This window comes from Natrialba asiatica DSM 12278, from assembly GCF_000337555.1.
Lineage (GTDB): Archaea > Halobacteriota > Halobacteria > Halobacteriales > Natrialbaceae > Natrialba > Natrialba asiatica.
This window is the reverse complement of the sequence record NZ_AOIO01000005.1, coordinates 15034-34070: the sequence shown is the minus strand read 5'-3', so window position 1 is coordinate 34070 and position 19037 is coordinate 15034. Positions and strand designations below refer to the sequence as shown.

Annotated in this window: 15 protein-coding genes and 2 pseudogenes; 10 read left to right on the top strand and 7 right to left on the bottom strand. The window is 55.6% G+C overall.

All coding sequences use genetic code 11. The features are described 5' to 3' along the window. Window positions 1–857: 857 nt before the first annotated feature. Window positions 858–2084, bottom strand: a complete 1227-nt coding sequence (locus tag C481_RS01660) for a Cdc6/Cdc18 family protein (RefSeq protein WP_049904331.1) — start codon at window positions 2082–2084, stop codon at window positions 858–860. Between the two features lie 1526 nt (window positions 2085–3610). Between C481_RS01660 and C481_RS01655 the strand changes: the two genes are divergently transcribed. Continuing rightward, entirely contained in the window at window positions 3611–4834 is a 1224-nt protein-coding gene (locus C481_RS01655) for an MFS transporter (RefSeq protein ID WP_275040048.1), read from the top strand. Between the two features lie 45 nt (window positions 4835–4879). Here the strand turns inward: C481_RS01655 and C481_RS01650 are convergent, their stop codons facing one another. Beyond that, window positions 4880–5968, bottom strand: a complete 1089-nt coding sequence (locus tag C481_RS01650) for a TrmB family transcriptional regulator (RefSeq protein ID WP_006107068.1) — start codon at window positions 5966–5968, stop codon at window positions 4880–4882. A 205-nt stretch (window positions 5969–6173) separates the two neighbouring features. Here C481_RS01650 and C481_RS22525 point away from each other — a divergent pair, with 205 nt between their 5' ends. The 3 genes from C481_RS22525 (at window position 6174) to C481_RS01640 (ending at window position 8199) form a co-directional block, all read left to right on the top strand. Beyond that, window positions 6174–6815 carry an FkbM family methyltransferase gene (locus tag C481_RS22525; RefSeq protein ID WP_241434625.1) on the top strand — a complete coding sequence of 214 codons (642 nt, stop codon included), beginning with the start codon at window positions 6174–6176 and terminating at the stop codon, window positions 6813–6815. Next, window positions 6766–7002, top strand: coding sequence for an FkbM family methyltransferase (locus C481_RS21530; RefSeq protein WP_006107067.1), 237 nt, complete (start codon window positions 6766–6768; stop codon window positions 7000–7002). The genes C481_RS22525 and C481_RS21530 overlap by 50 nt, the downstream gene beginning before the upstream one ends. Window positions 7003–7077: 75 nt before the next feature. Then, window positions 7078–8199: a glycoside hydrolase family protein gene (locus C481_RS01640; RefSeq protein WP_241434624.1), complete on the top strand. Its 1122-nt coding sequence runs from the start codon at window positions 7078–7080 to the stop codon at window positions 8197–8199. A 390-nt stretch (window positions 8200–8589) separates the two neighbouring features. Here the strand turns inward: C481_RS01640 and C481_RS01635 are convergent, their stop codons facing one another. The 5 genes from C481_RS01635 to C481_RS01615 form a co-directional block, all read right to left on the bottom strand. After that, the gene (locus C481_RS01635; RefSeq protein WP_006107062.1) at window positions 8590–8835 is read right to left on the bottom strand and encodes a DUF7127 family protein; all 246 of its coding nucleotides are present in this window, start codon (window positions 8833–8835) and stop codon (window positions 8590–8592) included. 188 nt (window positions 8836–9023) lie between these two features. Beyond that, the gene (locus tag C481_RS01630; protein ID WP_006107061.1) at window positions 9024–9386 is read right to left on the bottom strand and encodes a hypothetical protein; all 363 of its coding nucleotides are present in this window, start codon (window positions 9384–9386) and stop codon (window positions 9024–9026) included. Window positions 9387–9588: 202 nt separating this feature from the next. Next, the gene (locus C481_RS01625) at window positions 9589–10119 is read right to left on the bottom strand and encodes a DedA family protein (RefSeq protein WP_006107059.1); all 531 of its coding nucleotides are present in this window, start codon (window positions 10117–10119) and stop codon (window positions 9589–9591) included. Window positions 10120–10188: 69 nt separating this feature from the next. After that, on the bottom strand, window positions 10189–10668 hold the full coding sequence (locus tag C481_RS01620; protein ID WP_006107057.1) for a metal-dependent hydrolase: 480 nt from the start codon (window positions 10666–10668) through the stop codon (window positions 10189–10191). 154 nt (window positions 10669–10822) lie between these two features. Then, on the bottom strand, window positions 10823–11848 hold the full coding sequence (locus C481_RS01615; RefSeq protein ID WP_006107055.1) for a lysylphosphatidylglycerol synthase transmembrane domain-containing protein: 1026 nt from the start codon (window positions 11846–11848) through the stop codon (window positions 10823–10825). Window positions 11849–11974: 126 nt separating this feature from the next. Here C481_RS01615 and C481_RS01610 point away from each other — a divergent pair, with 126 nt between their 5' ends. The 6 genes and pseudogenes from C481_RS01610 (at window position 11975) to C481_RS01585 (ending at window position 18581) form a co-directional block, all read left to right on the top strand. Further along, the gene (locus C481_RS01610) at window positions 11975–13603 is read left to right on the top strand and encodes a sulfatase (protein WP_006107054.1); all 1629 of its coding nucleotides are present in this window, start codon (window positions 11975–11977) and stop codon (window positions 13601–13603) included. Between the two features lie 466 nt (window positions 13604–14069). Continuing rightward, window positions 14070–14567, top strand: a pseudogene (locus C481_RS01605) (hypothetical protein); the annotation flags it as partial. A 23-nt stretch (window positions 14568–14590) separates the two neighbouring features. Continuing rightward, window positions 14591–15049: pseudogene (locus tag C481_RS01600) on the top strand (hypothetical protein); the annotation flags it as partial. A 103-nt stretch (window positions 15050–15152) separates the two neighbouring features. After that, the gene (locus C481_RS01595; RefSeq protein ID WP_049904332.1) at window positions 15153–16136 is read left to right on the top strand and encodes a glycosyltransferase family 4 protein; all 984 of its coding nucleotides are present in this window, start codon (window positions 15153–15155) and stop codon (window positions 16134–16136) included. Next, on the top strand, window positions 16137–17231 hold the full coding sequence (locus tag C481_RS01590; RefSeq protein ID WP_006107051.1) for a glycosyltransferase: 1095 nt from the start codon (window positions 16137–16139) through the stop codon (window positions 17229–17231). A gap of 468 nt (window positions 17232–17699) precedes the next feature. Further along, the gene (locus tag C481_RS01585) at window positions 17700–18581 is read left to right on the top strand and encodes a universal stress protein (protein WP_006107050.1); all 882 of its coding nucleotides are present in this window, start codon (window positions 17700–17702) and stop codon (window positions 18579–18581) included. Window positions 18582–19037 lie beyond the last annotated feature (456 nt).

Sequence of the window (19037 nt, the reverse complement as noted above, 5' to 3'; positions counted from 1 at the left end):
TGCACTCACACTAAATGGGTCCACGTTCGGTGAGCGGCCGCGATCGTGAACCGATCGGGCGTCACCGAACTACCAAGGCTCACATCAGACCACATCTTCTGGCGGACCAGAGGGGTGCAGTCCTCATCTCCTTCTGTTATTTTGTAGACCCCGGTTCATACTTAAGGCCTACGAACTGGGTCCTCAAAGAGAGTGAGTCCCACCCGTGTCTAATAGAGTCACTCTCAAAGAGGACAGATAGTATCGATGAGCGGAGAGATGCAGCGTGTACTGGTGATAACGAAGAGCTCATACCATCTTCACCCCAGTTGGAAATTACATACGAAATCACATATGCACGCGGCCTACGGATAGCTCGCTGCTCTCTACTGAATTCGCTACGGTGCGCTTTCATTGGGAGTACTCACACTTGCGAGTTATTTCGTAATGCTTCGCGCTTAGGATCGATTCGGCTACGCGGATAGCGGCGAGTATATCACCGTCCGTTTCACATCTTACCGAGTCTCCTCGGCGTTCGCGAACGACTTTCCTCGCGTTGCAAAAGAGGGAGAGTGAAGAATCGTCCTCCCCGAGTTCACGCTGAGAAGAGATGGGGACACCGGGTTTCCGGTGAATAGCGGGACTGCACCCAGTAAGTGGATTTCTTTTGCGCGCGAGCTAACACACCGTGTTTCCGGTGAAATGAGGAGGGGAGAATACGCCGACTGAACGGGGATGCCTGCACCCATGGGGACTGATCACACCGGGTTTCCGGTGAATTGTAAGTTCACCATCGGCGAACGAACTGAACTTCCGAGTGACGAACAATAGAGAGTAACGGTAACGGTCCCAGTAGATACCACCCTACGTACGCTGCCTTACGACACCGTCTCAGCAAGGACATCGCGGACGACTTCCGGGTCCTCCAGGAGCGTGTGTTCTGTATAGCTCCCCTCGGCACTCCCGCCGCTATGCCTGGATTGTTCGAGGATGTCCAGAAACGCGTGTTCTTTCAACAGATCTCGAACGCGACGAAGCGAGAGCGTATCCGCTCCCTCCTGCCGACAGATTTGCTCATACACATCGTACACGTGTGTGGTTCGAAAACCATCGGTCTCATCCGCCGCATCACTGTATGCACCCTCGGGGTTGTGCTCAAGGGACAGCACTGTCAATGCTTGGAGCACGTATCGAGAATGCGGCGTCGACCCACGAATGAGTTCACGGAACCGATCGACTTCCGCGCGCTCGCGCGCTTGCACGACGAACTCTTCTCGAACGGTCTCCGCTCCCTTGGCCTGTGCGATCTCCCCGGCATATCGAAGAATGTCGATTGCCTTTCGCGCATCACCGTGCTCTCGAGCTGCGAGCGCCGCTGCACGCGGAATAACTGCATCCTCGAGTACTCCATTCCGGAACGCATCGTTTCGTGCAGCCATGATTTCGTTGAGTTGCCCTGCATTGTACGGCGGAAAGACGAACTCGCGCTCACAGAGACTCGACTTGACCCGTTCGTCCATCCGATCTTTGTACTTGATCTTGTTACTGATGCCCATAACGCCGATCTTGCAATCGGTTACCTTTCCCGCCTCGCCCGCGCGCGAAAGTTGCATAAGAATCGCGTCGTCCTCGAGTTTGTCAATCTCGTCTAAGATTATCAGCGTGACATCGTATTCCTGATCGAGAATTCGCCAGAGTCGCTTATAGTATGTCGCCGTACTGATTCCTTTGTCCGGAATGTAGATCTCCGTCTCCTCAGTGTTAACTGAACTCGCGATCGTCTGAACAGCCTGCGTTTCAGTTGTATCCTGTGCACAATCAACGTAGGCGAAGACGGCATCGACTCCTTCCTCTTCGGCCGTTCCAACGAGTCGTCGAGAAACGTACTTAGCACAGAGCGACTTTCCGGTTCCGGTCTTGCCGTATATCAGCACATTACTTGGACTCTGACCGAAAATCGCAGGATTGACCGCATTTGCAAGCTGACCGATTTCTTCATCACGTCCGACGATCCGGCCTTCATCCGGGAGGTGGCTAATTTCGAGGAGTTCCTTGTTGACGAAGATTGGATCCTCCCGAATAAAGAGATCGTCGGAATCAGACATACCTTGGACACCGTGTTTCCGGTGAAACATCTTGAACGTTTCGTCACTGGTGTGGAGAGCGGTCGATATGCAGAGAGACGGGCAAAGACAAAAAAGAGGGTTTTCCCGGAGACACACACACACCGGGTTTCCGGTGAAATAGGTGTAATGGTGCAGAGTGGTCCAGATGAAATAGGGGTGAGATGAATTCGAAATCAATAGTTCCCGAACAACGGAGCCACAAACAGAGACGAAGTAATGAAAGACGCCGAAACAGGGAACAGAGAGAGAAGAGGCTTTTCAACGGCGAAGAGAGGTCTAACTCGAAGGGTAGTAAGAGGGAATTCAGTTATCAGGAGAGTTCGGTACGGAACGCCGAACGGAAAGAGTCGACATCAGAACGGATAAAGTAGCATTTTCGACTGGAAAAGTTTTCCTTTCGGCGACGATGTCTTCTTTATGATTTGCGACTGAATCAATGGACTTTACTCAGGTGTTGTATATAAAACCATCTGTTTTAATGAGAGAATACTTCTAGTTCCCTCCCCGTTCTGGATTCCTCTTTCACCGGAAACCCGGTGTGTGTCTGCAGAGGTAGCAGAAACTTCCCTTGAGAGTTCAGTAGCCGGTCGAACATCTCGCTTCGGAAGAGTTCTGCTCAGATTGCCGGCCAGAACAACAGTCACTCCACTCTATTCTTGCATTTCACCGGAAACACGGTGTGTGCGTCTCGGAACTCCACTGCCTAGGGGACTTGCTGATAGTCGGATGCTCAGTTCCTGTTATCCAGTTTCTACGATAGATCACGCAGTCTTCCGGTATCCTCTTTTTTGACCGCTTAGCAGTAACTCCTCTTTTGAACCGTTTCACTTGTCGATTGCTGAATGTCCCATCATGACCTCTTTGGACACCTGGTTTCCGGTGAAAATTGCGGCCAACCACTGTGTCGTCGACTTTCTCCAGGGTTCTCTTCTGATCTTGCAGTGTTCTTTCTTTTTCTGAACTCGTCTATTTCTGCTGTGCCACGAACCACTTGAAACCGGATCTTCGTTCGAGTCGAGTCTAATCTGGGGTGGTTAGAGCTCGGTGGGATTCCACCGGAAATCCGGTGTGTTGTCGCAATGGTCCCATCTGAGAGTTGTTGTCGCCGAGTAGTAACTATCAACTCTGATTAGTGAATCACCTTGGGTCAAGTGGTTCGAGTCGCCTTCGGTGTCTCGTCATCACGGGAGAGCAGTGCTCTCTCGAACGACCCCGAGGCACTCGCCTTGAACCTCCTGTAGAGATGGGAAGCCAGCAAGAAGCGGGGGAAACTGATTTCTGGAGACATATTGGTTGTTGAGAGTTCCGTTGATTCCGCTATTTATTACTCACACGTGATCTTCGCGAGCCCTCATATGGTATTTATGACTTCGATGACCGCATTAAGGCTCATCATCGCCTTGGCAAACGATTACGGTAATAGAGTTAGGGACGACGCGTTTAACAACGGGTGTTGTTACTAATATTGACAAGTCTTATTGGCGTGTATTCCTGACCAGTGACTGATGGCTTCTCGAAAAAACAGTTCTAACTCGGTAGTAGGGGCTCTCACTACGCCAAAAGAAGAATCTTCTCCTCGCCGAGCTCGCCTTGCGAATTCAATTATCTTCGGTATCCTCGGAGCGGTTTTCGCAACCTGGGCAGTCCGTATTCCTGCCGTGAGTTCTGCACTTTCCCTCTCGGAAGGAGATATCGGAATCGCACTGCTTGGACTTGCAATCGGAAGCATAATTGGACTGATAACAAGCGGTATTCTCGTCTCACACTATGGTGGGCAACACGTAATCAGAGGTGGGCTCGCTGTCTATAGCCTTACGCTCGTGGTTATTGCGCTCGCTGATGGGCTCGCCATGCTCGTCGGCGTTCTCATCGTCTTCGGCTTTGGAAAGGGATTGATCGATGTCGCAGCGAACGCTCAGGGCGTCCGAATTGAACAGTCATATTCAGGGCAGATCATGGGTAGCTTCCACGCACTATTCAGCGGTGGTGGGCTGGTCGGCGCAGGACTCGGTGCGGTCGCGACGAGCTTGGATCTCTCCGTCAAGACTCATTTCGTGCTCGTAGGGGCTTCGTTCCTCACTATTGGAGTTGTAGCAACCCTGTGGCTATACCCAAAGGATCCTGACACAGATACTGGGCCAACAGTCACACTGCCATCCCGGAAACTCATCGGCTTTTGCGCTATCGGCTTCTGTGCCCTGTTCATCGAGGGTGTCGGTAACGACTGGAGTGCTGTCTTCCTCGAAACCAGCGCGCATGCTTCCGCAACGATCGCTGCGCTCGGCTTTGCAGCGTTCTCTCTTACGATGATGGTTGGACGATTTCTCGCCGATTGGATCGTCGACTGGGTCGGTCCAACACAATTCATTCGCCTCACTGCAGCCGTCGCCGCTACCGGTGTTGCAGTCACGCTCCTTGCCCAACCTGTCCTCTCACTGATCGGCTTCGGTATCCTCGGACTCGGTTTAGCCGGCATTATGCCGGTCGCGTTGAGCCTCGCCGGTAATTTCGATCCCGATTCTCCGACGGAACCGGCAATCGCTGCGGTCTCGACCGCAGGCTATGCCGGATTCGCCGTCGGTCCGGTCGCAATTGGTCTCATTGCAGAGACGACGTCATTGCGCACGGCGTTCGTCCCCGCCCTCGGTTTAGCAGTTCTCATCGTCGTGTTCTCCGGGATCGTCCCGACAATTACCCACACTTCCCGCGACAGCGAAACAACCGCCTGACCCCACGGCGAACTCGTGTGCCGTTCTTACGAATCGTCTCAGTACTTACGAACCGCTGGCCTCAGTCTCAACCTGATCGATCGTGAAGCGTTTGGCAGCGATATCCTCGATATGTGCACCGCGCCCGCCAACAGTATAGACTGTTTCAGCCGTCTCAAACCGAATCTGAGCTTCAGCAGCGAGTTTCAGGAGTGATGTGCCCTCCGTCTCTGATTGAGATCCGGTATAATTGACGGCAACGAATTGGCCAGTAAGTTGGCACTCCCGTCCAGTAGTAGTGTATTCCCCAGTGATCTGACCCGTTACTCTCTGTTCCGCTTCGATGAGTGGTTCGATAGCACGAATGCATTCGGTGATTTCGACGAACGAGTACGGGGGATTGTCCTTCCGATCGGTATAGATCGGTTCGTATACTTCCCAGAGACGTGTCAAGTAGTACCAATGGAAGACATATGCAGTCGTGTAGTCATCGATGAGAACACCGTATTCTTGCGGGAGTCGATTCGGCGTCGCATAGCACACCCGCTCTCGATCAACTAATAAGAGAAACGGCCCTGAGAGTTCACGATGGCGGGCTTCGGTACAGACGCCTTCGAACTCGGCTTCTTCGACGGTGGGAGTGTCGTTCTCTGGCAGGTAGAGCGAGAGGTGAATGTGAACACCGCGATCGTAGGCGTTCCGAAGTAGCGGTTGAAGAGCGGTAAATTGACTGGGCGTCGCGGCTAGCTGAATGTGCTCGCGAGCGTCTGTGATCGCATCACGCGCGTGGTCGAAGACGGTTCGAAACCGCTGGACGAGGCTGACGTTCCCGTCGCGTCTTTCGGGTTCCTGGTATCGGGTTTCGATTTCGTCGATGGCGGATTTGTACTGCTGGATCGCTGTTTTGATTCCAGTAAGGGCGTTCTGTGGATCGTTTGCCCGCGCATACAGCCGATCCTGATCGTAGACTGTAACGTATCCCTGCTCGTCCAGTGCACGGAGGACATCATAAATTCGCGGTTGAGGAACGTCACTCGCCGATGCGAGTTCACTTGCAGATGTAGTGCCTAGTTCGAGTAGAGTGGCGTATGCATTTGCCTGGTATGGAGATAACCCGGCGTCTTCCAGGACAGTGAGTAATTCATCCGTCTCCATTGACACCGGCAGATTGACCGGGCAGACGTATAAACACCCGTACGGAAGGCGTAATCGGACCCGGCATTGAGGATTCGAGTTGGGCTAGACGCAGCTACTGACTGCGCGAATGCTTGCTCATGTTTTTTGCCTCCCTTCAGCGTGGATTCTCGCCTGAGAGCCGTCGTGTTAGATACACAACCGTCGGTATTCTGTACCCAAGACTATGCATACCGCTGTTGATCAACTCGCGTCTGAAGCCCAAACCCACCTCGAATGGCGATATCTTCAGACGAGACACCGATTAACCGGTAATACACACACGAATACTGTTGCCGGCGTTTCGGCGACGTTCTATACAGAGACGTTCCGGGAATATCTTCGGGCTAGAGACTATCAAAACGAATCGTTCCTCATTCACCGGCTTCTCGATGAAGTGGAGCCGGCGGACGTCTTTTGGGACATCGGTGCGAATATCGGGACTCACTCCTGTTATGTTGGGCAGCGTGTTTCAGACGTAATCAGCATCGAGCCCCATCCGTGGACTGCGTTGCGGCTAGTGGAAAACTGTCGCATGAACGATGTCGATGCGACGGTACTCGAGATGGCACTGAGCAATGAATCTGGGACGACCGAACTCTGTATTCCGGATCGGTTCGACGATGAACTCGGTGTGGGGACGTTCACAACAAAAGACCACGACGATACGAATACGGTCTGCTCTGCGCCAGTTACAACCGGTGATTCGGCTTTGACCGAACATGATCTCCCTCGACCAACGGTACTGAAAATCGACGTTGAGGGGNGCCCGCTCAGAGATGTGTATAAGAGACAGCCCTCGACCAACGGTACTGAAAATCGACGTTGAGGGGGCCGAATACGACGTTCTCCGCGGGTTCGAAACTGCACTGGAATCGTGCCGAGCTATCTTCTGTGAAGTACACGAACGGTACGTCGACAGCGACCCAATCGTCGACCTGCTTACCAACAACGGGTATTCCGTTAAACTGCTCCGGACCCGCTCGCGAGAGACGCAGCTCGTTGCGAGGAAATAGCGTCTGCGATTCGATCCGGAATCGGCCATCCGTCCTCAGAACTCTTATTGGACACTCTCGTATACCCCTAAGAAGATGGGGACGCAACAGTCGCGGTCAAATCATCCCGAGATCTCTGTCCACGAACTCTTAGAACGGAGTGCACGCTCTGCTCTTCACTATCAACGAGATGATGGATCATTCCCACCAGGACGGAATTACGCGTACGATGAGCCTGAAACTCCGGTTAGAACGACGGCACATTGGTTGACGACCCTTTCCACGGTGTACGAAATCACAGGTGACGAAAAATACTACCGGGCCGCCAATCGCGCAACTGATTTCCTTCTCCAAAACTCGAATCGGCCTGATGGGTATACGTTCTATTGTCGCAAAACGGACGAGAAAGACGCCTGTAATGGCTTAGTTGGTCAGGCTGAACCGATACGAGCATTATCTCTGGCAGGGGTACTACTGGGCCGACAGGACGCTAGTAGCACCGCTGAAGAAGTCTATTCGATCCATCCGTTCAACGAACAGGTGGGTCTGTGGGAACGAATCGAAATCGACGGCCGTTCGCTGTCGTTTGACCGGACGCTGAACCATCAGATTTTGTTTGCGGGGGCTGCAGTTGAACTCGTGCCGGAGTCATCCGAGATAGAGGACGATCTTTGGCGGTTTCTTGATGGGCTTCGATCGAATCTCCGCGTTCACAGCGACGGGGTGATTAAACATTTTATCAGGCCGGCTCCCCGACGCTCGGCTAAACTCATACTACGGAACCGACGATACCGGCACCTCCTCAGAAATGAAGTGCTCTTCCACGTCTACTCTCACTCGCAGAAACGGTGGGCAAAGGAACTCTCCTACCAACCCGTCAATTTGCATCCGCTGGGCCGACTCTACGATACTTTTCCGGACCATCCCCTTTGGACGATGGACAAGATCGAGAACGCCCGCTCAGTTCTCAAATCCGAGGCGAATATCTCCAAGATGACTGAGTTATCTAGCGGCAGTGTTCTCCCGGGCATTCGATCGGCGTGTGCGCTATCCTATTTCGAAATCGATGCAGACGAACTGGTACCGCGGATCGAGCGCGACCTCCGCTACTACTTGGATGAAAACTATTTGTTATCCAATGGAGATGTGAACGCGTCAAACCTCTCTTCGACGATCTCTCACCTAACTGACTTCCCGAATAAACAACTCTTCGAATGACCTATTCATGGATCACCTCTCACCCATTCTGCCCGTAGATCATAGATGTGTGTAGGGATTCCCCTCGTGCTGTCGTTTTTGATGCCGACCGCACGGCCGAATATCTACCGGGTGTGATATAATCACTCAGGCAGCCTGGCTGAGTGCTTGTGGTAGCAACACTCCTATAATACTGGTGAGTTCGTTTTGCCCTCACACATACCGTAACCGCTTCCATCCCAGCGTACCTGAGCGGCCTCGATCCGAGCAACGATTCCTGTGTGCCTGATCGGGTCCGATCCGAGCAACCCCTGCGGACTATCTTGGCAGTCAACGGAAACCACTATCCCGTTTGAACGCTCGGACATCGACTTCCACCGGAAACGCGGTGTGTCGGTAGGCCACGATCAACTACGCCGTAATCGTCAGAACTCCATCGTTGATTATTACGTCGTTTGCATCCGCGGGAATGCTGAACTCGAATTGGGACCCGTCGACGACAACGATAGCCGTCTCGCCGACGATGTCGAGTGTTGGTTCGCCGGAAATGGGTCCGAAGTCGACGGCAATAATCTGTTCTTCGTCGTACTGTCTGTTCGTGATCGTAATATCATTCTGTTCGCCTGCGGCAGCCTCGAGTTCAGGTGGCGTTTCCATGGGGGCACTTGGAGGCGAGTGGTCGTAAGTCTCGTGCACGAACTTGCTGCGTGAGTATTCGGTAGACACTGTCGAAATAGGGGTAGCGAGCAGAGACTACCGTAGAGTTGTTATGGTGGCGGTCCCGAATTGTGAGTGTAGTTGTCGTGGTGGCGATCTCGAGTTGTGAACGTTGTTTCCGACGGTGGCTATGTGATAAGGGCCAGTAATGGTTCGCCCAAGAGAAGCAAGAGGATGTTATTGATCACGAGGAGCGTATAGAGGGAGGCGACGGCGAGGGCGAACTGGATGTCGTATGGATCTGAGAGGATGTGGCCAATGAAGATGATAAGGAGCGCGTAGAGCGCTGCTGCAAGAGGGACACCGGCCAATCCGAAGATGTTAAAGAAGAGAACAGTAATCGGATTGAGTTCGGTTGCATAGGGGACGACGAAGAAAAGCGTTGCAGCGACCATGTCCGCAAACCACAGAAAGAGAATAGTGATCCGTAGCGGCGGGGAATCTGGCGGATCGAGTTCGACTATCTGTTGGGGAAGTGTGTCGACTGCCATTAGTGGAGACTAGCGATCGTCGAAGTTACGTTTGACCTTGCTTACGCTACTGAGAACGGTTCACACGGGTAGTCTGGCTGTTAGTGGTTGGACAGCGTGACTGCGTTGGAGGCTTCGGTACGAGAGAACCGGTTTGGGTCGATGGACCAGAATGGTTCGTCGGCGCTGCTGGAATGGGGGCGCAATACGATAGTGGTTTGTATTAAAGTGCGAGAAGGTAGCCACCGAACAGGTAGAGAATGGCGAGTATTGTCTGGAACGACAGCGAGCCGATTGCAGAGAGGAGGACGAAGGAGCGACTATCCATTTCGGAGAGGCCGGCGGGAACGGTGAGCAGGCCGCGGACGAACAGCAGTGTATTGCTTCCGGCGACGGCAAGGGCACCCCAGCGATCGAACCAGGCGTCGAAGCGGTCGAGCCGGGATTCTGTGAGCGGAAACCATCGTTTCTGGACGATGTAGTCTCGGCCGGTGTGGCGGGCGAGGATGAAGAGGCAGAATTGGCCGATGGTCGTGCCGACGACTGCGATACCGACGATAGTGAGGGCCTTGGGGATCGATGAGCCGATCAGGGCGAGTGCGGCGGGGACGACGAGTTCACTGGGCATGAATCGCAGTAGCATTGCGCCTTCGAGGAGACAGAGGCCAAACAGGACGACGAACGCGAGATCGGAGGCGAAGAGTGACTCGAGCCAGGTTGGTGTCTTCTCAAGTTGCAAGGGATACGGCTGCATTGGGTGGCTGTTGGTGGTCTTGTAGGTAAGCCTTAGTGGTGTCTTTTCAGGTTATCTGGTAACTGACAGCTACGACGAGTGACTGAGCGTCAATACGAGGGATACACTCAGTGCAGCGGTTCCAACGAGCAGGACGACGCGATTGATGTAGCTATTTTTCGATTTGAACCAGTTGAGTGTCACGCGCTTGCGCGTGAGTGGGCTAAGCGGGGCGAGTCCCATGGGGGTGACGATGTCGCCGGCGAGGTGTGCGAGGATACCGGCGGTGCCGACGACGCAGCCGAACATGAAGACGGATCGAGTGGGGGAGACGACGAGTGCGGTTCCGATTCCGGCGACGATGCCGATAAGGATGGCAAACCAGAGTGTGTGCGTTGGCCCGCGATGGTGGAGCCAGGGGAGGGGTTGGTCGATGTCCGGCAGGTTTGCAACGGCGACGGCGATGACCGCACCCAGAATGGCGAGTTCGAGCGACCAGGTTCGTGCGACGAGCGGGACGAACGGCGCGTATAGCAGTGCGTTGAATCCGGCGTGGCCTCCACGATACATAGCGGCTCGGTGATAGCAGTTGGGGGTCGAATGGGGATTAACGTCTCGGTTGTCGGGGATCGGCGATCCCGTCGTCTTGGAGCCGGAGTTGTGTGGCAGTCGTGTGACGGCGGTGATGGCTGTGGGGTCGTGGTGTTTTTCCGTACCCGGAGAGCTACCGGAGCGTGCGAACGCCGAACGCTGAAACCGAGAGGCCGCCGATTACGACCGGCATCCAGTAGATCGCGCCGCGGAAGATGAGGATGGCCGCGGTAACGATTGGTGCCTCGATACCAGTTGTGGGAACGAGAAGCGTGACGAAGGCGGCTTCGATGCCGCCGAGTCCGCCCGGTAGTGGCGCGGCACCGGCCAAGTTGGCAAGCGGGATGACAAAAAGCAGGACGGAGAAGGGGGCGTTGGAGCCGAGCGCGGCGAACGCTGCGGTCAGTGCGACTGCCTGGAAGACCCACCCGGTGAGCGAAAGACCGACGATGGCGGTGAGTCGCCACCGGTTGGTTGCGACGCGGTCGACGTTTTCGAAGAATCGGCGCATGCGTTCGGTGAGGTCGGCTTCGAACTGCTCGGCGTTGAAGCGAACAAATCCGAGCCGGCTGGCGTACGGAGCGATGATCGATGGAAGGCGATCGATAATGCGCTCTCTGTATCGCCAGACGATCGCGATACCGAGGACGATTCCGCCGATCAGGACGACGGCTGAGCCGACGGCGGTCTCGAGTTGATCGCCGATATCGGTGGTCGTGGTCGTCGTATAGTAGCCGACGCCGATAAGGATCAATGAAATCGAGGGAACGACGTTGAGTACGTCGACGCTTGCGATGCTCACGAGACCGGTCTCGTATTCGGAATCGGAGACCTTCGAGATGAGCAACGCCGCAATCGGCTCGCCGCCGGCCTGGCCGAACGGGGTAACGTTGTTCGCAAAGACGGCTCCGGCGTAGACGAAGAACGACGTGACGACCGGAACCTTAACCCCGAGCGAGCCGAGGACGGTTCGAAGCATGAGACTCCAGGCGGCTAACCACCCCACTGCAAGCGCGAACGTCGCGAGAACAAGCAGGGGATCCGCCGATAGTAGCGAGTCGATGACGCGCTCTGCTCCGACGACGAAGAGCAAGACGGCAAACACGATCAGCGTTCCAACGACGCCGAGAAAGAACGCTCGCCGATTTCGCTCGTCCATACTGACTTTCTCTCGGTAGCTAACTTGAAACGTCTGATTCGTCCGAGGGATGTCTATTGGTTCGTCCATCCGCTGACGAGAGGCGCTTCAATCGTTTTATCAGGATTGGGACGAGTGTCTTCAGTAATGGACGGGACTCGTCACTCGAACGTCCTCTTCGTCGTTCTGGATACGGTCCGGAAGGATCACCTCGGCGCGTACGGTTACGAGCGGGAGACGACACCGACGCTGTCGCAGTTCGCCGAGAACGCGACCGTCTTCGAGTCTGCAATCGCGCCCGCACCGTGGACGCTGCCGGTCCACGCGTCGCTGTTTACTGGCCGCTACCCGAGCCAGCACGGCGCAGACCAGGGCAGTCCGTATCTCGAAGACGCAACGACGCTCGCCTCGATTTTGTCTGCTGCGGGCTACGATACGGCGTGTTACTCTTCGAACGCCTGGATCACCCCTTACACTGGGCTCACTGACGGATTCGACGATCAGGATTCCTTTTTCGAAGTCCTCCCGGGCGACGTTCTCTCAGGCCCCCTGGCCAGCGCGTGGCAGGCCGTCAACGATAACGACTACCTCCGCGAACTGGCCTCGAAACTCGTCAGAGTCGGCGCGATGGCCCACGCCAAACTCGCCAGCGGCGAGGGTGCCGACTCGAAGACGCCCGCGGTCATCGACCGGACCAAGTCCTTTATCGACGACAGCAACAGCGACCAGGGCTGGTTCGCGTTCGTCAACCTGATGGACGCCCATCTGCCGTACTACCCACCCGAGGAGTACCGCACCGAGTTCGCTCCCGGCGTCGATCCCGATTCCGTCTGTCAGAACTCGAAAGAGTTCAACTCGGGCGCGCGAGATATCGACGATGAGGAGTGGGAGGCCATCCGCGGGCTATACGACGCCGAGATAGCCCACATGGACGCCGAACTCGGGCGGCTGTTCGCCTGGCTCCGCGAGACCGGCCAGTGGGAGGATACGACGGTCATCGTCTGTGCCGACCACGGCGAACTCCACGGCGAACACGACCTCTACGGTCACGAGTTCGCCCTCTACGACGAACTCGTCAACGTCCCACTGCTGGTGAAACACCCGGAGCTGGCGGCCGATCGACGGGACGAACTCGTCGAGTTACTCGATCTTCACGAGACGGTGTTGGATGCGCTCGATGTCGATCCCGCGGCTCTCAACCTTGCCGACGGCGACTCGCTCGCCCGCGACCCGACGCGGTCGCTGCTGTCGAGTTCGTACCGATCGTTCGATACCGTGGCGGATTCGGAGCTGGATCCGGGCCAGCGCGCTGTCCGCGAGCAAGCGGCCGCCGACGAGCCGGACGCGGCGGCCGATGGGGATCGGGACCGAGACCGAGATGGGGACGACGATTACGCGTTCGTCGAGTACGCACAGCCGGTCATCGAAACCCACCACCTCGAACAGAAGGCGAGCGAAGCCGGCATCGAACTCCCCGACGACCATCGGGCCTACTCGCGGCTACGGGCCGCTCGCAGCACCGATGCGAAGTACGTCCGCGCGGACCGCATTCCGGACGAAGGGTACCGACTCGACGAGGATCCAGTCGAGGAAACACCAGTCGACCCGGCGGCGGACGCAGTCGTCGCGGCGACCGAGCGAGCACTCGCCCGGTTCGAGGAGGCTGCCGGCGGCGCCTGGATCGATCCGAGCGAGACCGATGACGATACTGCCGGGCTAGACGACGCCGACGAGGAGACTCGCGAGCGCTTGCGCGAACTTGGATATCTCGAGTAGCGTTCGAGCGCCGATCGCGGTATTGCTGGTCGCGCTACGCGAACGGCGCTGACGGAACGCGCCGGCCAGTAGCGCTGAACTCGTACCGGAACGGCTCTGTTTGTTCGATCACTTTTTATCACTAATAAATAGCAAACCCGTCATCGACCGCCTTAATCTTATCATTGTGTTGTTGATCGCTATCCTTACCCTCCGGCTTGTTTCTCTTCTTCCGCTAGAACTGTTATCCATCGGTGGGCTCTTCTCACTCCTTTGTTTCCATTCTTCTCATCGCAGCTATTCGCCTTCTTCCGTAAGAGCGCCCTCGTATTTGCCGACTCGTCCTGTTCCCCCACCGGTCGAAATGCAGAACTATGTTACCGTGAAACACCCGCGTTCGCGTCACTCGCCACTATTTTCATCCCTGCTGTGACTGTCTCGACACCAATAAGAATACATAGGTCGACTCGAAAGATGCCCCTAATCGATGCAGGACCAGCACTTCCTCGAATCGGAGTGGGACTATTGTCTGGTGCTGGATGCGTGTCGGTACGACGTATTCAGCGAGGTATACGATGAGTACCTCGATGGGACACTCGAAAAACGCCGAAGTATTGGGTCATCAACGCCGGAATGGGCGTCTCGAACGTTCACCGGAACGCACGACCTCGCGTATTTCTCCGGGAATCCCTTCATCAACGACCTCGGGATTCCGCTAAACGAGCTCAAGTGGGGGGCCAGTTGCGACTACGAGTGGACCGCATCCGATCACATCGAGACCGTCTTCGACGTCTGGAAATCCGGCTGGGACGACGACCTCGGAACGGTCCCACCGGAGGGCATCGCAGACGCGTTCCATTCCAACCAGTCCACCGTCGAACAGGCCGACCGAACAGTACTCCACTATATGCAACCCCACGCACCCTATCTCTCTCGCGGGAAAGGGCAGAAACTCAAACAGATTCAGAAAGGTATCCGGCGAGAGAGATAGGGTGCGTGGGGTTGCATATAGTGGNCTATATGCAACCCCACGCACCCTATCTCTCTCGCGGGAAAGGGCAGAAACTCAAACAGATTCAGAAAGGTATCCGGCGACAGGAGGAATCCGAAGCCGAAACCGATACCGTCTCCGATGGCGGCACGCTCTCCTCGCTCAGCGATACGATCCGCCCGAAAGTCGAGAGCCGACTCGAGGACAGCGAACTCGCACAGAAGGCGGGTCTCTGGCTCGAACTCGATCCCGCTGAACTCGTCAAGAACGGCACCCGCGAAACCGCACTGGAACTTTACGAGGAAAACCTCCGAATCGCACTCGAATCCGTCGCCGACCTGGTTTCCGAACTCGATGGTCGCGTCGTCGTTACAGCCGACCACGGCGAAGCCTTCGGTGAGCAAGGTGTCTGGGAGCACCACATCGAGACGTACATCCCGCCGCTCATGGAGGTGCCGTGGCTCGAAGTCGAGTGACGACTCAGCCCTGTAATTGATTGTCGCTCATACCGACTCTCAGTTTACAGGTATCGAACACCGAACGGAAAGGGAACACAGAAACACACCGGGGATGCCAACGATGAAAATCAGCCACTACTTCGAGTTCGAGGATCACGTCACCGGCGGGATCCATGAGTCCGTCGTCCACCAGCGAAAGATGCTGGACGGATTGGACTTGCAGTATACAACGGCTCCGACGCTCGATGCCGACGTATTTCACTGCAACCTCATGGGACCGCGGTCAGCCTGGTACGCACGACGGGCCCGTTCTCGGGGAATTCCGGTCGTCGCGAACACGCACGTGACCGCAGAGGACTTCGGCGATAGTTTTCGCTTTACGAACGCGCTCGCAAGGCCACTGAAACCGTACCTCGAGCGCGCCTACGGACTGGCCGATGCGCTGGTCTGTCCCTCGGCGTACAACCAGCAACTCATCGAGACCTACACGGACGCGCCGACGACGATCATCTCGAACGGCGTCGACCGCGAGAAGCTCGAGGGTTTCGAATCGCTGACCGAGGAGTACCGCGAGCGCTACGACCTCGACCCGCCGGTCGTCTTCCTCGTCGGTCACGTCATCAAGCGCAAGGGACTCGAGACGTTCGTCGAGTTGGCTCACCGACTCCCGGAACTGGACTTTGCGTGGTTCGGGCCGCTCGATCTGTCCTTGAAGGGCCGTGAGACGACGGCACTGATCGAGAACTCGCCGGATAACTGTACGTTCACGGGCTTTATCGACGACATTCGCGGCGCGTTCGCCGCTGGTGATATCTTCTGTTTCCCCACCCACGAGGAGAACGAGGGTATTGCACTCCTCGAGGCAATGACTGCAGGGAAACCACTTCTCGTCCGAGATATCGAGACGTTCTCCTGGCTCGAAGACGGCGCGGACTGCCTCAAGGTTTCAGAATCCGGCGTTGCAGGGTTCGAGGCCGCACTGCAACGACTCGAAGACCCGTCAGTTCGCAAACGTCTCGGTACAAACGCAGCGAAGCGAAGCAAACACTTCTCGCTCGAATCGGTAGCCAACCAATACCAGTCACTATACTCGACGGTGACCTGAATGAAAATTGGATTTTTCACGGACAGTTACTTCCCCGAAATCGATGGCGTAACGTACACGATCAAACTCTGGCGCGAGGAGTTAGAACGGCGGGGGCACGAGGTCTACGTCGTCTATCCCGATGGGGACTACGAACCCGGAGATCGCGAAATCCCGGTTCCATCACTGCCGAACCCCTTCTATGCCGGCTACCGCATTCCACTGTTCAGACGCCCGTCGACGCTCCCTGAACTCGATGTCGTTCACTGTCACGGTCCAGCGTCGATCGGTCTTCTCGGTCGCTACTACGCGCGCAAACACGATCTGCCGACTATTTACACTCATCACACGCCGCTCGAGGAGTACTTCCACCAAAACGTCAAGTTCGAGTCGATTGCGACTGGCCTCTCGAAACTATACGTTCCGCTAGAAACTGCGTTTCTCCGGTCATTCGATATTATCACCGCCTCTACCGGCCGTATCGAACGCGACGTCGAACACATCCAGCTCCCGGTCGGTATCGACATGGAGTTCTTCCAGCCGACCGACGAGGACTGGTATCCGGACCGGACAGTAATCGGTTACAGCGGCCGACTCAGCATGGAGAAGAACGTCCACGAGATTCTCCGTGCTGCCGAAGAACTTCCGGAATACGAGTTCGTCATCGTCGGTGACGGTCCCTACCGTGATCGACTCGAACGGAACGCGCCGGACAACGTCGAACTTCGAGGCTTTCTCCCGCGCGAGGAGTTGCCAGTCTTTTACTCGTCAATCGATACGTTCGTGACCGCATCCACCGCCGATACGCTCGGTCTGTCGACACTTGAGGCAAATGCCTGTGGGACGCCGGTCGTTGCAGCGGACGTGGCTCCGTTCGATCAGACGATTGGATCTGAGAACGGCGAACGGTTCGCCTACGACGATCTAGAGGCAATGACGAACTCAATTGAGGAAGCGCTTCGAACGGATCGCGACACCAGAGCGGCTGTACGGAAGTACGACGTCCACCGAACGCTCGAAAATCTCGAATATCTGTATCGTGACGTGCAAGCATCTGCGGACAAGATTCCAACCGCGTTCGAGGATCGCTGGTTCTCCGGCGATTCACAGCATTGAACAGCGGATAGTGGCTGCAGTGGGAGACGGTAACTTCGATCACTGGCGACTGTCGAGTATCCTCGCTCGCTCTTCGAACGGGAGTAATAATCGGACGAAGGGCTTTGATTTCCGGATACGGTCTCTCGGAACGGTGCTATCTGTGCCCAGGCGATTGTTCTCATTGCAGTTGGCGGAAGTAGTGGCAGTACCAACGATGGATGGTATTGTGACGAACGTGTTACTCCACGCGAATCTCGTCTACTGCTGGCTTGTTCGATCGCCATGATTTCGTTTTGGTGGCGTGTTTGTGCACGTCGTCTCGAAAACCCGAGCCGACGGAATCGTATTTCTTCGGAGACGAATTCTACCACTACTGGACGAGGGATAGACGGACAGTCATCCGAGACTCAATTTTTGCCGAGTCGCTAAACTGTACTGGAGTATAATTACCCGCAAATGTAAACCGAATCGGATCGAACAGGCAGTATGGACGACTCCCTTCTCGTCCCGGTTGATGGAAGCGACCCCGCAAGGGCAGCACTGAAACAGGCCCTCGATATTGCTGTCGATACGGGCGCAACTGTTCACGTTCTCCACGTTGTCCCTGCGAACGAGTCTCGCCTCCTCCAGTTCGGCGATCGCGATATCGATGTTCTCGAGGACGAAGGCGAAGAAATCGTCGATCGTGCTCGTTCAGCGGCCGATGAACGTAACGTCGCTGTCGTTGATACTATTGTACAGGGCGAGCCACAGGAGCAAATCCTCACCTACGCCGAATCTCACTCCGTCGACTGTATTATCATGGGAGCGCACGGTCGACACGGACTCGAGGAATACATCCTCGGTAGTACGACAGAGCGCGTTGTTCACCGGAGTGCGGTCCCCGTAATGACGGTCCGTGCAGGCGAAGACGTGACACAGTCGTACCCGTACCGCTCCGTTCTCGTCCCAACCGACGACAGCGACCACGCTCGAGCGGCGTTGAAACTGGGGTCGACAGTTGCGGCTCGACACGATTCGATGCTTCACCTGCTATTCGTCGTCGACGAACTCCCCGAGACGATCGACCCACGATCGACGCCGCTCTCTGCAGAACTCAAAGAAAACGCTCACGAAGTGTTACAGGACGCTGCGGATCGAACGAAACTCTCGGAAGAATCTCTGGTCACGGCGGTCAAAGCTGGATCGGTTCCCCACCAGATTACCTCGTACGCCGAATCAACGTCTACCGATCTCATCGTGATGGGCACGCACGGCTGGACTGGTTTGGATCGGTACCTGCTCGGAAGTTTTACCGAGCGTGTGATCCGTACCTCCCCTGTCCCAGTCTTGACAACCTCTCTGCCCAAGGACGAATCCCGTTCTTGACTTCGGCGATACCTGCGCCCGCGCCCGTTGCGAACCGGTTGCGCATCGGACCACGCGAGTCACGGAGTAAGTCCGCATACTGAACTCGCTGATTTATCGCTTCAATCTGGTATTGAATGGAGGGTACAAACTAGATCACAACGAGAGGCATATAATAACCAATACCTCTCATTGTGATGGTGCAGTGTTACAACGACTGCTCTGATATCGAATTCACAGGCGGACTCCCTCGAGTCACTCAGATTATAAGTATCCTCTATTATGTCTATTCATAATATGTTTTATACAATATTTACAACGCCGATACGCTAGTACTGCTCGAGGAGTCCGATGATTACGTGGCGGTACCCAATGGTGTGGAGTAATTCGAGGTGAGATCCCGATCTCCAGAATGGCCAGAACATTCTACTATGATCGGAAGATACCAGTAACCAAGAACAAGTGGAGATGTGGGAT

Excerpts from the sequence above, each read along its gene's own strand:
- C481_RS01660 (WP_049904331.1), bottom strand. The coding sequence starts at position 2,084 with ATGTCTGATTCCGACGATCTCTTTATTCGGGAGGATCCAATCTTCGTC.
- C481_RS01620 (WP_006107057.1), bottom strand. The coding sequence starts at position 10,668 with ATGTATCGTGGAGGCCACGCCGGATTCAACGCACTGCTATACGCGCCG.
- C481_RS01650 (WP_006107068.1), bottom strand. The coding sequence starts at position 5,968 with ATGGAGACGGATGAATTACTCACTGTCCTGGAAGACGCCGGGTTATCT.
- C481_RS01585 (WP_006107050.1), top strand. The coding sequence starts at position 17,700 with ATGGACGACTCCCTTCTCGTCCCGGTTGATGGAAGCGACCCCGCAAGG.
- C481_RS01655 (WP_275040048.1), top strand. The coding sequence starts at position 3,611 with ATGGCTTCTCGAAAAAACAGTTCTAACTCGGTAGTAGGGGCTCTCACT.
- C481_RS21530 (WP_006107067.1), top strand. The coding sequence starts at position 6,766 with ATGTGTATAAGAGACAGCCCTCGACCAACGGTACTGAAAATCGACGTT.
- C481_RS01630 (WP_006107061.1), bottom strand. The coding sequence starts at position 9,386 with ATGGCAGTCGACACACTTCCCCAACAGATAGTCGAACTCGATCCGCCA.
- C481_RS01625 (WP_006107059.1), bottom strand. The coding sequence starts at position 10,119 with ATGCAGCCGTATCCCTTGCAACTTGAGAAGACACCAACCTGGCTCGAG.
- C481_RS01640 (WP_241434624.1), top strand. The coding sequence starts at position 7,078 with ATGGGGACGCAACAGTCGCGGTCAAATCATCCCGAGATCTCTGTCCAC.
- C481_RS01610 (WP_006107054.1), top strand. The coding sequence starts at position 11,975 with ATGGACGGGACTCGTCACTCGAACGTCCTCTTCGTCGTTCTGGATACG.
- C481_RS01595 (WP_049904332.1), top strand. The coding sequence starts at position 15,153 with ATGAAAATCAGCCACTACTTCGAGTTCGAGGATCACGTCACCGGCGGG.
- C481_RS01615 (WP_006107055.1), bottom strand. The coding sequence starts at position 11,848 with ATGGACGAGCGAAATCGGCGAGCGTTCTTTCTCGGCGTCGTTGGAACG.
- C481_RS01635 (WP_006107062.1), bottom strand. The coding sequence starts at position 8,835 with ATGGAAACGCCACCTGAACTCGAGGCTGCCGCAGGCGAACAGAATGAT.
- C481_RS01590 (WP_006107051.1), top strand. The coding sequence starts at position 16,137 with ATGAAAATTGGATTTTTCACGGACAGTTACTTCCCCGAAATCGATGGC.